The following is a 14,056-nucleotide window of genomic DNA, read 5'->3' as shown; positions in this document are numbered from 1 at the left end:
CACGGGAGGAGACACTATGACGGCAAGTATCGATATGAACAATGTGAGCAAGCACTTCGGCGGGCTGACGGTTTTTGAAGGACTGTCGCTTTCCATTCCGGCGCATGAATTCGTCGTGTTCCTCGGCCCATCCGGCTGCGGCAAGTCCACGCTTCTGCGCATGATTGCGGGGCTCGAAAGTGTCGATGACGGAGAAATCCGCATCAATGGCGAGCGCATAGACGACCAGCCGCCCGGCAAGCGCGGCGTCGCCATGGTCTTCCAGTCCTATGCGCTCTATCCGCATATGACGGTGCGCGACAACATGGCCTTCGGGCTGAAGAACATCGCCGTCGAGCGCTCCGTCATCGATGCGCGCATTGCCGAAGCCGCACGCATGTTGGAAATCGGCCATTTGCTCGAGCGCAAGCCCGGGCAATTGTCCGGCGGCCAGCGGCAGCGTGTCGCCATCGGTCGCGCCGTTGTAAAGGAACCGAAAGCCTTCCTCTTCGACGAGCCACTGTCCAACCTCGATGCGGCACTGCGCACCCGCACCCGCATCGAACTGGCACAGCTGCATCAGCGGCTGAAGTCGACCATGATCTTCGTCACCCATGACCAGATCGAGGCGATGACGCTGGCGGATCGGATCGTCGTCATGAACAATCGGCAGATCGAACAGATCGGCACGCCGATGGAGATCTATAACCGTCCGGCAAGCCGCTTCGTCGCGGGCTTCGTCGGTGCACCGGCGATGAATTTCCTTCCCGTCACGATCGGCACGGATGCCGGCGTCGTCACCGTCGAGACCGCTTCGGGCACCAGGATGGTAACCGCCATTCCAGCCACCGGTATCGCGCCCGGCGCTTTCGAACTTGGCCTGCGCTCGGAAGATGTGCGTATCACATCGCAAGGCAGCGGCAACGCGGAAGGCGTGGTGGATGTGGTGGAGCGGCTGGGCGAACGCACGCTGGTCTATGTGCGCCTTGCCGATGGTCAGCAACTTGTCGGTTCCGATAGTGGCGATAGCCGCGTCTCGGTTGGAGATCGTGTCGGCCTGTCCTTCGACAGCACCAAGGCGCATCTTTTCGATGCATCGGGCCGCGCCTGGCACGCGCGGGAGGTGGGTCATGGCTGAACCACTGAGTGCAACCACCGCCCATCAGGCTGCAGGCGCAGTCTCCGTCAAGCGCGCGAGAAGCGTCGATATCTACGCGCCGCAATGGCGAAACTTTCTCTTCGTCGCGCCCTATCTCGTTTTCTTCGTCACGCTGCTTGTCGTGCCGCTGTTCTGGGGTATCTGGCTGTCCTTCCACAAGGCGGATACGTTTTCCTCTGGCCCTTTTATCGGCCTCGGCAATTACGTCCGTCTGTTCAATGACAAGATCTTCCTGCAGTCGATCTGGAACACCTTCTACTTTGTGCTGCTGACGGTTCCGTCGCTCGCCCTGCTCGGCCTGTTCCTGGCGCTTTGCCTCAACCGGCGCACGCGCAGCGCCGCCGTCCTCCGGGGCCTGTTCTTCTCATCCTCGGTCTTGTCCGTCACCATCGTCACGCTGATCTGGCGCATCGTCTACATTCCCGACATCGGCCTTTTGTCGATGATCTTCGGTCTGTTTGGTGCTAGGGCACCGGCCTTCCTGTCGGACCCGAGCCTTGCCATGATCGGCATCGCGATCGCCACCGTCTGGTGGTGCATCGGCCTGCCGATGATGCTGTTTCTCTCGGCACTTCAACAGATCCCGCAGGATATCTATGAGGCCGCCGCTCTCGACAATGCCAATCGCTGGCAGACGCTGCGGTCCATCACCCTGCCCTCGATCAAGCGCACCTTCGTGCTCGTCGTCATCATCCAGATCGTCTTTCAGTTCCAGCTCTTCGGCCAGGCGCTGTTGATGACGCGCGGCGGCCCGAACAACCTCACCAAGCCGATCGTGTTCTACATCTATGAAACCGCCTTCCGCCGCTGGGATCTCGGCCTCGGTGCCGCCGCATCCGAAATCCTCTTCGTGCTGATCCTGATCGCGGCCATGGTGCAATTTCTGGTATCCCGCAGAAAGGCAGATGTGTGATGGCTTCGCAGAACTCCAACATCATCGGCAGATCCTTCGGCGACCGCGTGCTCTACGGCCTCGTCATCCTTCTAGCGATCGTTATGGCAGCCCCCGTAATTTACGTCATCGCGCTGTCTTTGAAGGACAACAACGCACTGATGGTCGATCCGCATTCGGTCTTCCAGCTTCCCTACACGATCAAGAACTATATCGACACCATCGGCACATCGAGCGTGTTCCTCTGGGTGTTCAACAGCATCGTGGTGGCCAGCGGCATGACGATCATGACGCTGATCCTCTCGTCGCTTGCGGGTTATGGCTTCGCCCGGCTGAACTTCCCCGGTCGCGACGTCCTCTTCGTTCTGGTGCTTCTGGGTCTGGCCGTGCCGGAACAGGCGGTGCTCATTGCCCGCCACCAGATCTTCAGCTGGCTTGGCCTGCACAATTCCTATCCGGGCTTGATCCTGCCGGGTCTGTCTTCCGCCTTCGGCGTATTCCTGATGACGCAATATTTCCGCGCCATTCCAAAGGAACTGGATGAAGCTGCGATCCTCGACAATGCCAGCCGCTTCCGCGTCTTCTGGAAGGTGCTTCTGCCACTGACCGTCCCGGCGCAGGCGACACTTGGCATCTTCACATTTCTCGGCGCCTGGAACGATTACTTCTGGCCGCTGATCTCCGCGACGAAGAAGGAAATGTTTACGCTCACCGTCGGCATCGCCTCGACGCAGATGAACTTTGCCCAGTCGCAGGGCATCGGCTTTCTGATGGCGCAGGCGGTGTTCGCCGGCGCACCGATCCTGATCATCTATCTGTTTTTCCAGAAATATATCGTCACCGCCGTATCTGGCGCGGCGGTGCGGTGATGCACGACGCTCCGGCCAAGATGCAAAGCCTGAACGAATGAGGAAAAGACGCCGCTCGCCCAGCGACGGCGAAACCTGAGGAGGAGGAGACTATCATGACTTTGAGGACACTGTTTCTCGCAACCATATCCGCAGCCGCGGTGCTGGTCGCATCACCAAGCTTTGCCGAGACCGAATTGCAGGTGCAGCGCTTCTTTGGCGCCTGCGACGCAGATTTCGGCAAGAACACCGATGTCAGCAAGGCGGTGGGCGAATGCGGCATCATCACATCGATGATCAACAAATTCGCCGCCGACAATCCGGATATCAAGATCAACGTCACCACGGTGGAATGGCCGGGCTACGACCAGCTCACGGCGCAGTTCGCCTCGGGCGATGCACCGGACATCGTCACGATCCATGAATCCGTCCTGTCCGACTATCAGTCCAAGGACCTGCTGGTCCCGCTCGACGACATGTTGAAGACCGTTGGCGTGACGCCGGACAAATTCACCGATGCGGCCAAGGAAGGCGTGACCAAGAACGGCAAGATCTACGGCCTGCCGATCGACAACTGGACCATGCTCTACCACATCAACATGGACCTGTTCAAAACCGCAGGCCTCGTCAATGCCGACGGCACGCCGATCCTGCCGAAATCACCGGAAGAGTTGCTGGCCCAGGCCGAGCAGTTCAAACAGAAGACCGGCAAGCCCTATTTCGTCCAGAACCTCGCCAACGAGACGGCGCTCTATGCCCGCAATCTCTACACCTATCTTTTCCAGCAGAATTCCGATTTCTTCGCCGATCCGAAGAAGGTGAAGTTCAACACGCCGGAAGCACGCAAGATCGTGGAGATGTACAAGACCATCTTCGAAAAGGACGACACGACGAAGGACCTCGATTACGGCGGCTCCATTAACGCGTTCCTTGGCGGTGAAGGCGGCGTGCACCTGAACGGCACCTGGATGGTCGGCGACTACAATGCCCAATCTGAAAAGCCGGGCACTGCGCTGAACAAGGGCGGCTATGCGGTCTATCCCTATCCGCAGCTCTTCCCCGGCGCCAAGGCGCAATATGCCGATGGCCACAGCTGGGCGGTTTCCAAGAAGGATCGCACGCCGGAGCAGGAGGCGGCGATTGCCAAGTTCCTGAAATTCTTTGCCGATAATGATTTCGAATGGTCGCGCACCGGTCACCTGCCGGCTTACAAGGCGGTCATCGAATCCGCCGAGTTCAAGGCGCTGCCGCATCGCGACACGATTGCGCCGATCGCCACGCTTGGCAAGCCGCTGCCCTCCGCCGTCCAGCGCCAGTTCGCCATTCAGGACATTGTCGGCGAGGAAATGAGCGCGGCCATTACCGGCCAGAAGGACGTCGATTCCGCGCTCGCCGATATGGAAAGCCGCGTCAACGAGCTTCTCGCCAACCTCTGATCTGCCGGCTGCAGCCCTTTGCTGCGGTCTCTCGCGTCTCGCCTACCCTCCCGGGGGCGAGGCGCGAGATTTTGTTTGAGGGAGAGCGCGGCCTCTTTTTCACCCTTATGGTCGATATGATTTGGAAAAGACCAATCTTGGTCCTATGGGTGAAGGCCCACTTCATCGTCCGAGACTGTCAACGACCGTGCCTAGAATGCAAAGCGACACCCGCCAGACAATCGTGCGTCTTCTCTCCACCATGGCAAGCGCCAAGGAGATCGACCAGTATCTGAAACGCTTCTCTCAGCTCGATGCCAAGCGCTTCGCGCTCGTCAAGATCGATGGCGCGATCCTGCGCGATGCGCAGGAGGCAGAGGCGACCGCCTCTTCGCTGTCGTTTCTGCAGCAAGTGGGGCTGACGCCGATTGTTCTGTTGGGACGGAGTTCGCGGACAGAGGATGAGAGCGCCACTCATGAGAGGGCAGCCAGCGCCGCAGGCAAGCCACAAGAGACTGCCGATGGCGAGACGTTTGATGGCCTCAACCTGAAGCTCGTTCAATTGCTGCAGGAGCAAGGCACGCGCGCCACCTCGATCACGGCAGGCGTGTTTGCGGCAGACGTTTCGACAAGCAATGCCAGCTCTCACCTTGTAACAGTGAGCGCAGTGAGATTGGCGCCGATCGAAGCCAGTCTCGATGCAGGATCGATCCCTGTCATCGGCAGCGTTGGCGAAACCCCATCCGGCCAGACAATAGCGATCGGCAGCGATGACGCGACCAACGAGCTGGTGCGCGCGCTGCAGCCCTTCAAGGTGATCTTTCTCACGAGTTTTGGCGGCTTGCGCCATGACAATGGTCGCAGAATCGACTCGATCAACCTCTCCACAGAATACGACCAGTTCGCCGAGAAGGCCTATTCGGACAGCGGCTTCACCTTCAAGATCGAGCGGATGAAGCAATTGCTCGATGGCTTGCCGATGGAATCCTCGATCTCCATCACCAACCCGGCCAACCTGGCGCAAGAGCTTTTCACCCATAAGGGCTCCGGCACGTTGATCCGCCGTGGTGAACGGGTGCTGCGCGCCACATCATGGGAAGAACTCGACCTGACCCGTCTGCGGGCGCTGATTGAATCGAGTTTCGGACGACGCGTCGTCGAAGATTATTTTGAGCGCACCCGGCTGCTGCGGGCCTACATCAGCGAACACTACCGCGCCGCGATCATCCTGACGGAAGAGGATGGCGTACCCTATCTCGACAAATTCGCCGTACTGGACGAAGCACAGGGAGAAGGCCTCGGCCGTGCGGTCTGGAAGGTCATGCGCGAAGAGACACCGCAATTGTTCTGGCGCTCCCGCCACAACAATCAGGTGAACATCTTCTACTACGCCCAGTCCGATGGCTGCTTCAAACAGGAGCGGTGGAAAGTGTTCTGGTGCGGCCTGACGGATTTCTCGCAGATCGAAAAATGCGTCGCCCATTGTGCCGTGCGACCAACGACCTTGATCGACACTGAAACCAAACCGTGAAGGAGAAGGCGCCGTGCCGCACGCAATAAATCTACGGGCCGTTCCGGGCGTCTTCAGCGTCGCGCGGCTTTCGCCCGATGCAACCTTGCCTGCGTGGTTTGATGGCCCCGGCTTTTCCGCCATGGTCAGAAGCGACGACGAACTGACCCTCGTCTGCCTGCAGGACCGAGTACCAACAAACGTCGAAGCCGAACCGAACTGGCGCTGCTTCCGCAGCCTCGGCCCGATCCCGTTTAATGCTACGGGTATTCTCCAATCGCTGATTCAGCCGATCTCCGAACAAGGCATCGGCGTCTTCGTGCTCTGCACCTTTGACGGCGAACATATTCTTGTGCCGGAGAAAGAGTGGGATCGAGCGGCGCGCCTGCTTGAAGAGGCAGGACATCGCTTCGTTTCGTAAGCGCGAGCAGCCTCTCACGCACACGAATCTAGGAGCGACTCCTCATTTCGCTTCGCGGCACCGCTGGGAGCAGAATTTCACAGTCACCCAGTCTTTCGCCCATTTCTTCCGCCAGACGAAGGGCCGCCCGCAAACCGGGCATATCTTGGAAGGCAGTTCTGATTTCTTGCGTTGTTTCGGCATTGAATCGCTTGTGATGTTTTTCCAGCTTACGGCAAGGACTGCCATCTGGATCATCGAAGCGTCGGATCGGCTGGCATCGGTCAAGAATCTCAGCGTCGAGCATTCCTTGATGGCAACCAATTATGCATCATGACAGTCTTACCACCGATCGATCATCTGGAAGACATCATGGCTTTTGAACAATTCGTCACCGATTACGGCATTGCCGCCGTCCTGATTGGCTCGGGCGTGGAGGGAGAGACCGTGGCGTTTCTGGGCGGCGTGCTTGCCCACAAGGGCGTGTTTCCCTACTGGCAGGCTGCCGTGGCCGCTGCGGCGGGCTCGTTCCTGGCAGATCAAATTCTGTTTTATCTCGGCCGCTACGCGAGCGGCGTCAAAGCCGTCAAACGCTTGACTGCAAAACCTGCCATGACGCGGGTAACGTCATGGCTCGAAAAGCATCCCAACGCCTTCATTTTCTGTTTCCGCTTCGTCTATGGCATTCGCACCATCAGCCCGGTCGCGATCGGCCTCTCTTCCATTTCGCCGCTTCGCTTCTTTGCCATCAACCTGGTCTCCGCCGCCACCTGGGGCACCGTCATCACAGCCGTCGGCTATGGATTGGGACAGGCCGTCGAGACACTGATCGGCAGGCTCGGCCTTGGCCACCATATGGCTGTCGCCATCATCCCAGCCCTTGTCATCATCGCCGCCATCGCATTCGGCGCGCATCATTACATCCGGTCATCGGAGAAAACATGAGCGGCGTGAGGAGGACAATCACCGCACAGGCAACGCACCAGCGCTTGTCTGCCGTCTCTGCTCGTCAATCTGTCGCTGCTGATCCTTGAACCGTTGATCATATCCGGCAAAGGCGCGCTCTAGCTCCGGGCGCGGAACCTGCGCATCGCGCAGATCCTTGACTTCGGCTTCCATGCGAAGCCGATCTTCGGAACTGCGTTGCTGGCGCCACTCCATCTCCTGCCGCGTTACCATTCGCTCCGTCATCGCAATGATGCTCTGCTGCGTGGTATCGGCCAGTTTCGCGACCGCTGTCTGCGCCAGCTCGGAGTTCTTCAGAATGGCGGTATCAAGCCTGCTCTGATCCTTGCTGAGCGTGCCGTAGACGAAAGCGCTCAGCGCCGCCAAAATTGTGAAGGAGACGCCGACTGCCGACCAGACGACCGGCCACTGGGTGCGGCTACGCTCCGCAAGGCTGGCGGACAGGCCAGAGATCGACGAACGCATCTCATTGGCAATGGCCGACATGGTGTTTTCCACCTGCTTGAAACCGGAACGCATCTCGGTTTCAAGATCGCTTTGGCGGCGCCCAAGATTGGTGACGCGCTCCCCGAGCTGGGCGGTCGCGGCGTCGCTATAGGCCCGGTGGGCATCGTTGCCATTCATCTCGTCAGGTCCCATCATTTTTCTCCGCGGCGCGGTGCCGCTCCGTCGAAGCGCGTCCTCACGCCACCGTAAAAGGAAGCGCAGCGCCCGGTGCGTTGATCGGCAAGCTCGGCAGCCACCTCCCATCGCAACTGCGTGTTGCGCGGCTTTTCGATGCCGTATTTCGGAACGACCCTTGGCATCTTCTGGCGACATTCGTCCGGCAAATCCGGCAGGCGCACACCTGCCGCGAGCCGTCCCGTCGCATTAGCGGCCGCAATCAGCCGCGCCTCTTTGCCGGCACAGCCAGCGACGATCAGCATCGCTCCAGCGGTAATCGCCATCATCCATCTTCTGATTGTCATTGCGGATCGCCTCTTCGAGTTGGGCTTCAAGCGCCTGCTGCGCCAGCGCATCCGCCGCCGCACGTTTGCGATAATCTTCCAGCGCCAGCGCCGCGGCATTGCGCTGTCGCTCGAGTTCGGCCGCCTTGGCCTCGGCCGCGGTCTTTTCCGAGAGCAGCACATAGCCTTTCAGCAGCGCCGCATCATGCGCGGAAAGCCACAGCCGAAAGCCGCCCAAGAGCAGCAAGAGAAAAAGGATCAGTGCTGCCAGGCGCGCCATAAGCGAAGTCGGAAAGAAAACACTCATAGGCCGCTCACACAAAGCTCGGCTTCGCCGATGCGCTGCGCGTCCCCCATCTCCCGACGGTTGACGAGTCCACGCACGACGCGCCCACCCGCTCGGTTAAAAGCCGTCTGCGCCTCACATGCCGCCCGCCACTGCCCCGCTTCGATCCGCGCCTTCGCGGTCGACCGGCACCAGGCCCCGACACCAAAATTATAGGACCCGGAAATCATTGACGCACGAACGCTGACGGGTGCCGCCCCAAGCTTCGGCGAACATTGCATGATCGCTTGGTAATAATCGTCATGCACCCGGCGCAGCAGCATATCGCGACACTGCGCCTTCGTCTTCCTCATGCCCGGGCCCACACCCTGGGTCTCGCCGTAGCAGATATCCCAGATCCTCGCGAAAGGGTCCCAGTGCGATGTCAACACCAGCCCTTCCCAGGGAATGATGGCCTTCTCCACCGCTAGAATAACCGCAGGGTCCATCCGCCCCACATCCGAATAACGGTCATAAGCCGCATAACCACCCGCAGTGACGCTGGCCAACACGGCCGCAACAGCCGCCAGCCCACGCCGCGTCGGCACAATCCTATTGATCGGCATCCGATACACCTTTCTGAGCAAGAATTCGGGAGATGAAGGCCGCGCAAGTCGCGGCACCAGATAGCGCGGCGAAAAGCCCGCGCGGGATTTCGAGGGAACCATCGATGATCGGCAGGAAGACTTCGAGGCCGGACAGAAGTCCTGCGAGCACGATCCATCTAATGGACCAGGCGCGCTTCAGCACCTGCCACCAATTTGAGATAAGCATGGGGATGTCCCTGATTGTTGGATTATGCCGCTACAGGCGAAACGTCACGAGGCGTCTTACAGCGCCTGCTGCTCTGCCCTGAAGGCATTGATGCGATCGTCACGCTCGATCGGCGGGACATCATGCGGAACGTAAAGCGTGTTTACGTTTCCCTGAGGATACACCACGGAAACCGTAATGTTGCCTTGGGCGTCGTACTGCAAGTAAAGCTCGACGTCTTCCATTTATGCCACCTTGAAGAAAATGCCCGCGTAACCGCTATTGTTGCCTCTGCTGAAGCCTTGGCCTGTGAGATCGGGCCACGTACCGAAAGTTTGCGTATTGCCCAGGAACGAAACCGAAGAGGCCGTTCCGGATGCCACCTGTGACGCTGTGCCGCCAATCAGGGCAGCGATGAAGGTTGAGTTGGAACCGAAGGCCTGAAAGATGGCTGTTGTGGTGTCGCCGTTTATCCCGACCCAATAGAGCCCCGGATTGAGCGTCAGGTTCCCGCCGACGATTGCGGCGCTCATTGCGCCAGTCGTTCCCGCCGACATGCTTGCCGTAGCGCCAAGACCATTGCCCGAAGGCAGTTTGGTGGCAGGGTCAGCGGCATAGATCGCAAGCTGAAAGGCTTTGCCGCTTTCGGCAGTGGTTACGCGAACCGCGAGTTCAGAGATCGTCACCCGCTCTTTGATGACGATCGGATGAAACTTGATTTGCCCGCCGACGACAGCAGCGCCGGCAGAGACGAGTGTGTTGAGACCCTGATAATAGTTGCCCGAGATATAGCCGAAGAAATCGGCATTATCCTGGCGCACCCAAGAAGCAACTGCGGCAGTCGCGTCGCGGCAAATATACTCGATGCCTGTGGACTGGTTGAACCACTTGGATCCGACCTCGAAACCGGCTGCGCTATCGTCGGTCGCGCCAGGGACGGTATCGGTGGCGTATCGGTTTTCTGTAAACATCGCGAGGAGACGATTAAGCTTCTCTCGGATGCTCGCGCCCTTGTCCTCGTTTGAAATCAATGAAAGACCCATTTAGCTATCCTTCCATGATGCTGTGTCGTCCCAAGCACCAGCATCGTTCCATGCACCGGTCGCTAGAAGCCAAACCAGCACGGGCTGCACCAAAGCAGCGACAATTCCCCGGCCGAGAGCCAACGAACGCGACGTGATTTCCCCTGCCATTAGAATACTTTCCTTGTTTGATGAGTGATGTTCATGGGCGGAAATCCATTGAGAGGAGGGTGGTCCGAAGTGGGTTGGGCGGCAGTTGTAGACTTCCACCCGGCGTCAGGTCTGTGAGTAAGGCAGTTGAACCGTTGCTGTAGGTCAGCGTGCATTGAGATGCCACGGCAGGGACAGTATCGGTAATCACGTCAGCAGCCCGTGTGACAGCACTTCCCGCAGTCACAGCATGAGATCGTGGCAACGAACTTGGCGGCTCCAACTGATGAAAACCCTGAAACCGTGTCGCGTTATCAACGGAGGTCAGGCTGCCATCGCCAGCAGCGGATGAGATCCTCACTCGGCGCGTTGTGGTTGAACCATTGGGAAGATATCCGCCGAAGAAAACGAACCGCCCACCGCTTAGCGGTATCATTCCCGGGAACACCATCCAGCCGCCTCCCGATGTGCTGAGGGTTCCGACCGTGCCCGTTGCCAGATTGGCCCAGCAATTTCCGAACTCGCCACCGCCGCCTTCGTCAATTCGTATTCGGCACCAGTTGTGGTTCCCTCGTTTTAGAACCACGCTGAAAAGGAATGCGGCTCCGGCCGTGACGCCAGTGACGGTTTGAAGGACTTCAGAAGAGCCCACGCCTTCAGTAACGAGTTGCGTTCCATCGTCTTGCGTCTCGCCAATAAGCGTGTTGCTCTTGTTCCAGGCCTGAGTGAGATCGGTAGACCTGAGCAGCCTGTTTGAGCCGGATGGCTCGACCAGCAACCCTGCGCCATTCCTGCGAGGCTGATTAGGCGCAAAGACCGCCAACATGTCTAAATCAAACCCGGCGCTGGCGCGTGACGCCACCAGTCCCTCCAAGCTCGACGAGAGGACGCCCCCAGACATGTAAGCGCGGTTCTGCTGAAAATCTCGATATCCGGCTGAACCAACAGGCACCCACGCGGGCGGTAACGAAACGATACCCCGACCTCGCGCGAGAGAGTTTGTGGTAACTTCTCCAGCCATCGCAAATGCCCGTTATGATAGCGCGAAGAACGTGCCGACAGCCGTGCCCAGAACCGTTTTCGTGACGGCAAGCGGCAAGATAACCGGTGGCCCAGCGATGAAATTCAGTTGCATAGTCGTGCCACCGACCGTGAGCGTCGCCGTGCCGGACGTCGTAATGTTGGCAAGGAACGCTCTCCCGGCTGCACGAGCGGTGTTGTCGACGTAAGCGCCTGCGGCGGTGTAGCCGGTACTTGCTTTGTCGAGAGCGTCCTTGTCTTCTAGGCTGAGCGTCACAGGGACGCCGTTTGAAGCTGACGCACGGCCAGAGGGCAGCGGCGCGGCGGGGTTGCCGGAGGAATCAAGCGTTACGGAAACAACAACCGGCGCACCTGCTTCTTCGCCGCCGGCGCCCTGGTAAACGACGGTGTCGAATTTCTTGTTAAGGCTCATGATGTGACCTTTCTTCTTCGATTAAGAATGTTGAGGAAATTTCTGACCGGGAGACGGCCAAGACAAGGCGTTTGCAGCCGCTTGCGCTTCTTCAATAGTTTCAGAGGATTCGATCGCTGCCTTCGTGGCCAGTCTTGCGGCTTCGATAGCAGCGCTGATAATCTGCCATTGCGAGTAGGCCGCATGAACTACTTGGGCAACCTCCTGCATCGTCGGCGCTGTGATGCCCACCTCTGCGGATAAAAGCGGATAGCCTGAAGCATCTGGATTGGTAGCCGCGATATAGCGGGAAGCCTCGTCCGCCTTTCGCATGTAGGTCATTGCCTGACCGGCTCCTTGTGTGATGTACTTCCGCCGCTCCGCCTCGGCCGTGTCATCAATGCTGGCTTTCAGCCTCGCTTTGAGATCCGCAAGGCTTTCGCTTGAGGGCTCCGGCGTCCACTCTTCTTCGTGGTTTTCGCCATTTAAAGCGTTGAACACTGTTTGCATCATGTCGCTGTCTCCCATTCCGCCCAGACAGTCCCGGCGGTCATTGGAGATGTTCCCTGTATCGTTGTAAGCTGAATGCGATCAAAATCGCCGGGCATGACAATTGAACCTGATTGCCACATGCCAAAGTGGTATCCTCCTGGAGTTGCGTAGAACTGTCCCGTGTAAAGCCACTCACTGGTACCGGGCACTTGCGTGAATGTTATTTGCCCGTTGAGGACTGCCATAGCGCTGTTAGACGCATTCATATCGATGGCTGTGCCATCTGTCGGCAACGCCGCATAACCGGTTTGTTGAGCGATTACCATATAACCACCAGAATAACCGCTAGTCAGTGCCCCGGCAGGGGTTCCAACGCGTATCCGTGGCGTTCCTTGCGGGCTCCCAAATGTCACCCCACGAACGTTGAAGGTGATCCTGCTAACCCCCGAAGGGATACCGGTGTAAAGAAGAGAATTCCCGACCGAGATAGAAACCTTAGCGCCCTTCTTCAAACCGAACGAACTCACAGAGTTTTGTAATACCTGAATATTGTTCAGCAACGCCGCGAGATCGGCCGTGCCTGGTATCAGGTCTGCGGCATAAGCCTTTATCCAATAGGTGAAGGTTTTGTTGATCGGTCGGGTTTCACCGGTCCTCATTGGCAGGATAGGAACACCCGTCGTATACACGGCTGTGATCGCCGTCCCATTGTCATCGTCTGCTCTGGTCCCCTCCCATGCTGGGACGGGCGAAATCACTTTAAATCTGACGCGCGATTGCGTCGGATCGATCGCTGCATAGAGGTCCTGTGTAGATTGCGCCTGTGTAGAGCCAGACGAACGCCCGCTATCCACCACCTGCCCAGACCGCCAGCCACGCGGGAAATATCCGCCCATATCTTCAATGATTGGGTCGCCATTGCCGTTGACGGCCGCGCCGTTGGCGAGAAGGAACGCGCGAAGTTGAGGATAAGCGGACGTGCAGGGCGCGCCGTTGTGCAGAAGGAAGCCAGGCGGCGGCGTATTGCCGTTACCCTGCACCATTATCGTGGCGCCGATCGGCACGCCGAAGACTTCCTGCAGCTTAGCAAAAGTTTGCTTCTTAATCTTCCAGCTGTCGCCGCTATCGGCAAAACCGAATTCGTCAGCGAGAGAGGGCAAGGCTTTCAAGGGCGCTTCATGCACCGCGCCGGACCATCCAGCAATCACGGAATTCCAGATCGCAAAGGTCTTACGGTACCAATGAAAAGCTGAGAAAAGACCTGGAGAAGGCACAACTTCCTGATCTTCCGGCGCATTGGCCCATCGGCCAGCCAGCGTCGCGGAGCCCAAAGCATCCGACGCACTATCTGCGGAATATTCGGCAAACTGGCCTGCCTCATCACGGCTTGTCCTCGCAGCCTGCGAATAACCCTGCGCAGCCGCAATCTGCGTCATGGAGGGTTTTTCCTGCCCAGGCTCAACGGTCAGCGATCGCTCCGTCGTCTCTTTCACCGATTGGATCTGCATCACCATTTGGTCTAGGCGGCGCTCCACCACCTCTGGATAATAGGCTCCCTGGTTTTCCAGCGACGTCTCCTGCGTCAGCGGCAACCGCCGAACGAGCGTCAGCGTCTGACCGGCAAGAAGCGGTGTCGTCTTGATGACGTCGCCGCCGGTCTCGCTGCCGACGCCGGTGACACTATAATCGCCATTGTCGAGAGAGAGATCGGACACGTCGCCGGACGCCGAAATCAGCACGGCGCGGATGTGCTTGGCATCGAGTAT

At 58.7% G+C, this 14,056-nt stretch carries 19 protein-coding genes; 8 read left to right on the top strand and 11 right to left on the bottom strand.

Annotated elements, in window-relative coordinates; all coding sequences use genetic code 11:
- The first annotated feature begins 16 nt into the window (after window positions 1–16).
- The 8 genes from ACTJKV_RS05280 to ACTJKV_RS05245 all read left to right on the top strand — a co-directional run bounded on the left by ACTJKV_RS05280 (window position 17) and on the right by ACTJKV_RS05245 (window position 7,148).
- Window positions 17–1,117: an ABC transporter ATP-binding protein gene (locus ACTJKV_RS05280; protein WP_274103083.1), complete on the top strand. Its 1,101-nt coding sequence runs from the start codon at window positions 17–19 to the stop codon at window positions 1,115–1,117.
- Window positions 1,110–2,051, top strand: a complete 942-nt coding sequence (locus ACTJKV_RS05275; protein ID WP_274103082.1) for a carbohydrate ABC transporter permease — start codon at window positions 1,110–1,112, stop codon at window positions 2,049–2,051. The genes ACTJKV_RS05280 and ACTJKV_RS05275 overlap by 8 nt, the downstream gene beginning before the upstream one ends.
- Entirely contained in the window at window positions 2,051–2,899 is an 849-nt protein-coding gene (locus ACTJKV_RS05270; protein ID WP_274103080.1) for a carbohydrate ABC transporter permease, read from the top strand. The genes ACTJKV_RS05275 and ACTJKV_RS05270 overlap by 1 nt, the downstream gene beginning before the upstream one ends.
- 95 nt (window positions 2,900–2,994) lie before the next feature.
- Window positions 2,995–4,314 carry an ABC transporter substrate-binding protein gene (locus ACTJKV_RS05265; protein ID WP_274103078.1) on the top strand — a complete coding sequence of 440 codons (1,320 nt, stop codon included), beginning with the start codon at window positions 2,995–2,997 and terminating at the stop codon, window positions 4,312–4,314.
- A gap of 196 nt (window positions 4,315–4,510) precedes the next feature.
- Window positions 4,511–5,824 (top strand): acetylglutamate kinase, encoded by a 1,314-nt coding sequence (locus ACTJKV_RS05260; protein WP_274103077.1) that lies wholly within the window; start codon window positions 4,511–4,513, stop codon window positions 5,822–5,824.
- Window positions 5,825–5,837: 13 nt separating this feature from the next.
- Window positions 5,838–6,224 carry an ACT domain-containing protein gene (locus tag ACTJKV_RS05255; RefSeq protein WP_274103076.1) on the top strand — a complete coding sequence of 129 codons (387 nt, stop codon included), beginning with the start codon at window positions 5,838–5,840 and terminating at the stop codon, window positions 6,222–6,224.
- Window positions 6,193–6,540: a hypothetical protein gene (locus tag ACTJKV_RS05250; protein ID WP_440598516.1), complete on the top strand. Its 348-nt coding sequence runs from the start codon at window positions 6,193–6,195 to the stop codon at window positions 6,538–6,540. The genes ACTJKV_RS05255 and ACTJKV_RS05250 overlap by 32 nt, the downstream gene beginning before the upstream one ends.
- Before the next feature lie 35 nt (window positions 6,541–6,575).
- Window positions 6,576–7,148: a DedA family protein gene (locus ACTJKV_RS05245; protein ID WP_274103075.1), complete on the top strand. Its 573-nt coding sequence runs from the start codon at window positions 6,576–6,578 to the stop codon at window positions 7,146–7,148.
- An 18-nt stretch (window positions 7,149–7,166) separates the two neighbouring features.
- Here ACTJKV_RS05245 and ACTJKV_RS05240 read toward each other — a convergent pair whose 3' ends face one another.
- The 11 genes from ACTJKV_RS05240 to ACTJKV_RS05190 all read right to left on the bottom strand — a co-directional run bounded on the left by ACTJKV_RS05240 (window position 7,167) and on the right by ACTJKV_RS05190 (window position 14,005).
- Entirely contained in the window at window positions 7,167–7,808 is a 642-nt protein-coding gene (locus ACTJKV_RS05240) for a hypothetical protein (protein WP_111849430.1), read from the bottom strand.
- Window positions 7,808–8,116 carry a hypothetical protein gene (locus tag ACTJKV_RS05235; protein ID WP_274103074.1) on the bottom strand — a complete coding sequence of 103 codons (309 nt, stop codon included), beginning with the start codon at window positions 8,114–8,116 and terminating at the stop codon, window positions 7,808–7,810. The genes ACTJKV_RS05240 and ACTJKV_RS05235 overlap by 1 nt, the downstream gene beginning before the upstream one ends.
- Window positions 8,040–8,423, bottom strand: a complete 384-nt coding sequence (locus ACTJKV_RS05230; RefSeq protein ID WP_274103073.1) for a hypothetical protein — start codon at window positions 8,421–8,423, stop codon at window positions 8,040–8,042. Before ACTJKV_RS05230 ends, ACTJKV_RS05235 begins: the two co-directional genes overlap by 77 nt.
- A complete protein-coding gene (locus tag ACTJKV_RS05225) occupies window positions 8,420–9,007 on the bottom strand; it encodes a lysozyme (protein ID WP_274103071.1) in 588 nt (195 codons plus the stop codon). The genes ACTJKV_RS05230 and ACTJKV_RS05225 overlap by 4 nt, the downstream gene beginning before the upstream one ends.
- Window positions 8,994–9,215, bottom strand: coding sequence for a hypothetical protein (locus ACTJKV_RS05220; RefSeq protein WP_274103070.1), 222 nt, complete (start codon window positions 9,213–9,215; stop codon window positions 8,994–8,996). Before ACTJKV_RS05220 ends, ACTJKV_RS05225 begins: the two co-directional genes overlap by 14 nt.
- A 56-nt stretch (window positions 9,216–9,271) precedes the next feature.
- Window positions 9,272–9,439: a hypothetical protein gene (locus ACTJKV_RS05215; protein ID WP_274103068.1), complete on the bottom strand. Its 168-nt coding sequence runs from the start codon at window positions 9,437–9,439 to the stop codon at window positions 9,272–9,274.
- Window positions 9,440–10,237, bottom strand: a complete 798-nt coding sequence (locus ACTJKV_RS05210) for a hypothetical protein (RefSeq protein WP_274103067.1) — start codon at window positions 10,235–10,237, stop codon at window positions 9,440–9,442.
- Between the two features lie 181 nt (window positions 10,238–10,418).
- Window positions 10,419–11,228 (bottom strand): phage head spike fiber domain-containing protein, encoded by an 810-nt coding sequence (locus tag ACTJKV_RS05205; RefSeq protein WP_274103066.1) that lies wholly within the window; start codon window positions 11,226–11,228, stop codon window positions 10,419–10,421.
- A gap of 171 nt (window positions 11,229–11,399) precedes the next feature.
- The gene (locus ACTJKV_RS05200) at window positions 11,400–11,819 is read right to left on the bottom strand and encodes a hypothetical protein (protein ID WP_274103065.1); all 420 of its coding nucleotides are present in this window, start codon (window positions 11,817–11,819) and stop codon (window positions 11,400–11,402) included.
- Window positions 11,820–11,840: 21 nt separating this feature from the next.
- Window positions 11,841–12,311 (bottom strand): hypothetical protein, encoded by a 471-nt coding sequence (locus tag ACTJKV_RS05195; RefSeq protein WP_274103064.1) that lies wholly within the window; start codon window positions 12,309–12,311, stop codon window positions 11,841–11,843.
- The gene (locus ACTJKV_RS05190) at window positions 12,308–14,005 is read right to left on the bottom strand and encodes a hypothetical protein (protein ID WP_274103063.1); all 1,698 of its coding nucleotides are present in this window, start codon (window positions 14,003–14,005) and stop codon (window positions 12,308–12,310) included. The genes ACTJKV_RS05195 and ACTJKV_RS05190 overlap by 4 nt, the downstream gene beginning before the upstream one ends.
- Between the last annotated feature and the right edge of the window lie 51 nt (window positions 14,006–14,056).

The organism is Agrobacterium sp. 22117 (assembly GCF_052045735.1).
GTDB lineage: Bacteria > Pseudomonadota > Alphaproteobacteria > Rhizobiales > Rhizobiaceae > Agrobacterium > Agrobacterium cavarae.
This window is presented reverse-complemented; position numbering and strand designations above follow the sequence as displayed.

What these genes read in the sequence shown, in the direction of transcription:
- ACTJKV_RS05210 (WP_274103067.1), bottom strand. Translation starts at nt 10,237, where the DNA reads ATGGGTCTTTCATTGATTTCAAACGAGGACAAGGGCGCGAGCATCCGA.
- ACTJKV_RS05195 (WP_274103064.1), bottom strand. Translation starts at nt 12,311, where the DNA reads ATGATGCAAACAGTGTTCAACGCTTTAAATGGCGAAAACCACGAAGAA.
- ACTJKV_RS05275 (WP_274103082.1), top strand. Translation starts at nt 1,110, where the DNA reads ATGGCTGAACCACTGAGTGCAACCACCGCCCATCAGGCTGCAGGCGCA.
- ACTJKV_RS05220 (WP_274103070.1), bottom strand. Translation starts at nt 9,215, where the DNA reads ATGCTTATCTCAAATTGGTGGCAGGTGCTGAAGCGCGCCTGGTCCATT.
- ACTJKV_RS05270 (WP_274103080.1), top strand. Translation starts at nt 2,051, where the DNA reads ATGGCTTCGCAGAACTCCAACATCATCGGCAGATCCTTCGGCGACCGC.
- ACTJKV_RS05230 (WP_274103073.1), bottom strand. Translation starts at nt 8,423, where the DNA reads ATGAGTGTTTTCTTTCCGACTTCGCTTATGGCGCGCCTGGCAGCACTG.
- ACTJKV_RS05280 (WP_274103083.1), top strand. Translation starts at nt 17, where the DNA reads ATGACGGCAAGTATCGATATGAACAATGTGAGCAAGCACTTCGGCGGG.
- ACTJKV_RS05200 (WP_274103065.1), bottom strand. Translation starts at nt 11,819, where the DNA reads ATGAGCCTTAACAAGAAATTCGACACCGTCGTTTACCAGGGCGCCGGC.
- ACTJKV_RS05225 (WP_274103071.1), bottom strand. Translation starts at nt 9,007, where the DNA reads ATGCCGATCAATAGGATTGTGCCGACGCGGCGTGGGCTGGCGGCTGTT.
- ACTJKV_RS05240 (WP_111849430.1), bottom strand. Translation starts at nt 7,808, where the DNA reads ATGGGACCTGACGAGATGAATGGCAACGATGCCCACCGGGCCTATAGC.
- ACTJKV_RS05245 (WP_274103075.1), top strand. Translation starts at nt 6,576, where the DNA reads ATGGCTTTTGAACAATTCGTCACCGATTACGGCATTGCCGCCGTCCTG.
- ACTJKV_RS05265 (WP_274103078.1), top strand. Translation starts at nt 2,995, where the DNA reads ATGACTTTGAGGACACTGTTTCTCGCAACCATATCCGCAGCCGCGGTG.
- ACTJKV_RS05215 (WP_274103068.1), bottom strand. Translation starts at nt 9,439, where the DNA reads ATGGAAGACGTCGAGCTTTACTTGCAGTACGACGCCCAAGGCAACATT.
- ACTJKV_RS05260 (WP_274103077.1), top strand. Translation starts at nt 4,511, where the DNA reads ATGCAAAGCGACACCCGCCAGACAATCGTGCGTCTTCTCTCCACCATG.
- ACTJKV_RS05235 (WP_274103074.1), bottom strand. Translation starts at nt 8,116, where the DNA reads ATGGCGATTACCGCTGGAGCGATGCTGATCGTCGCTGGCTGTGCCGGC.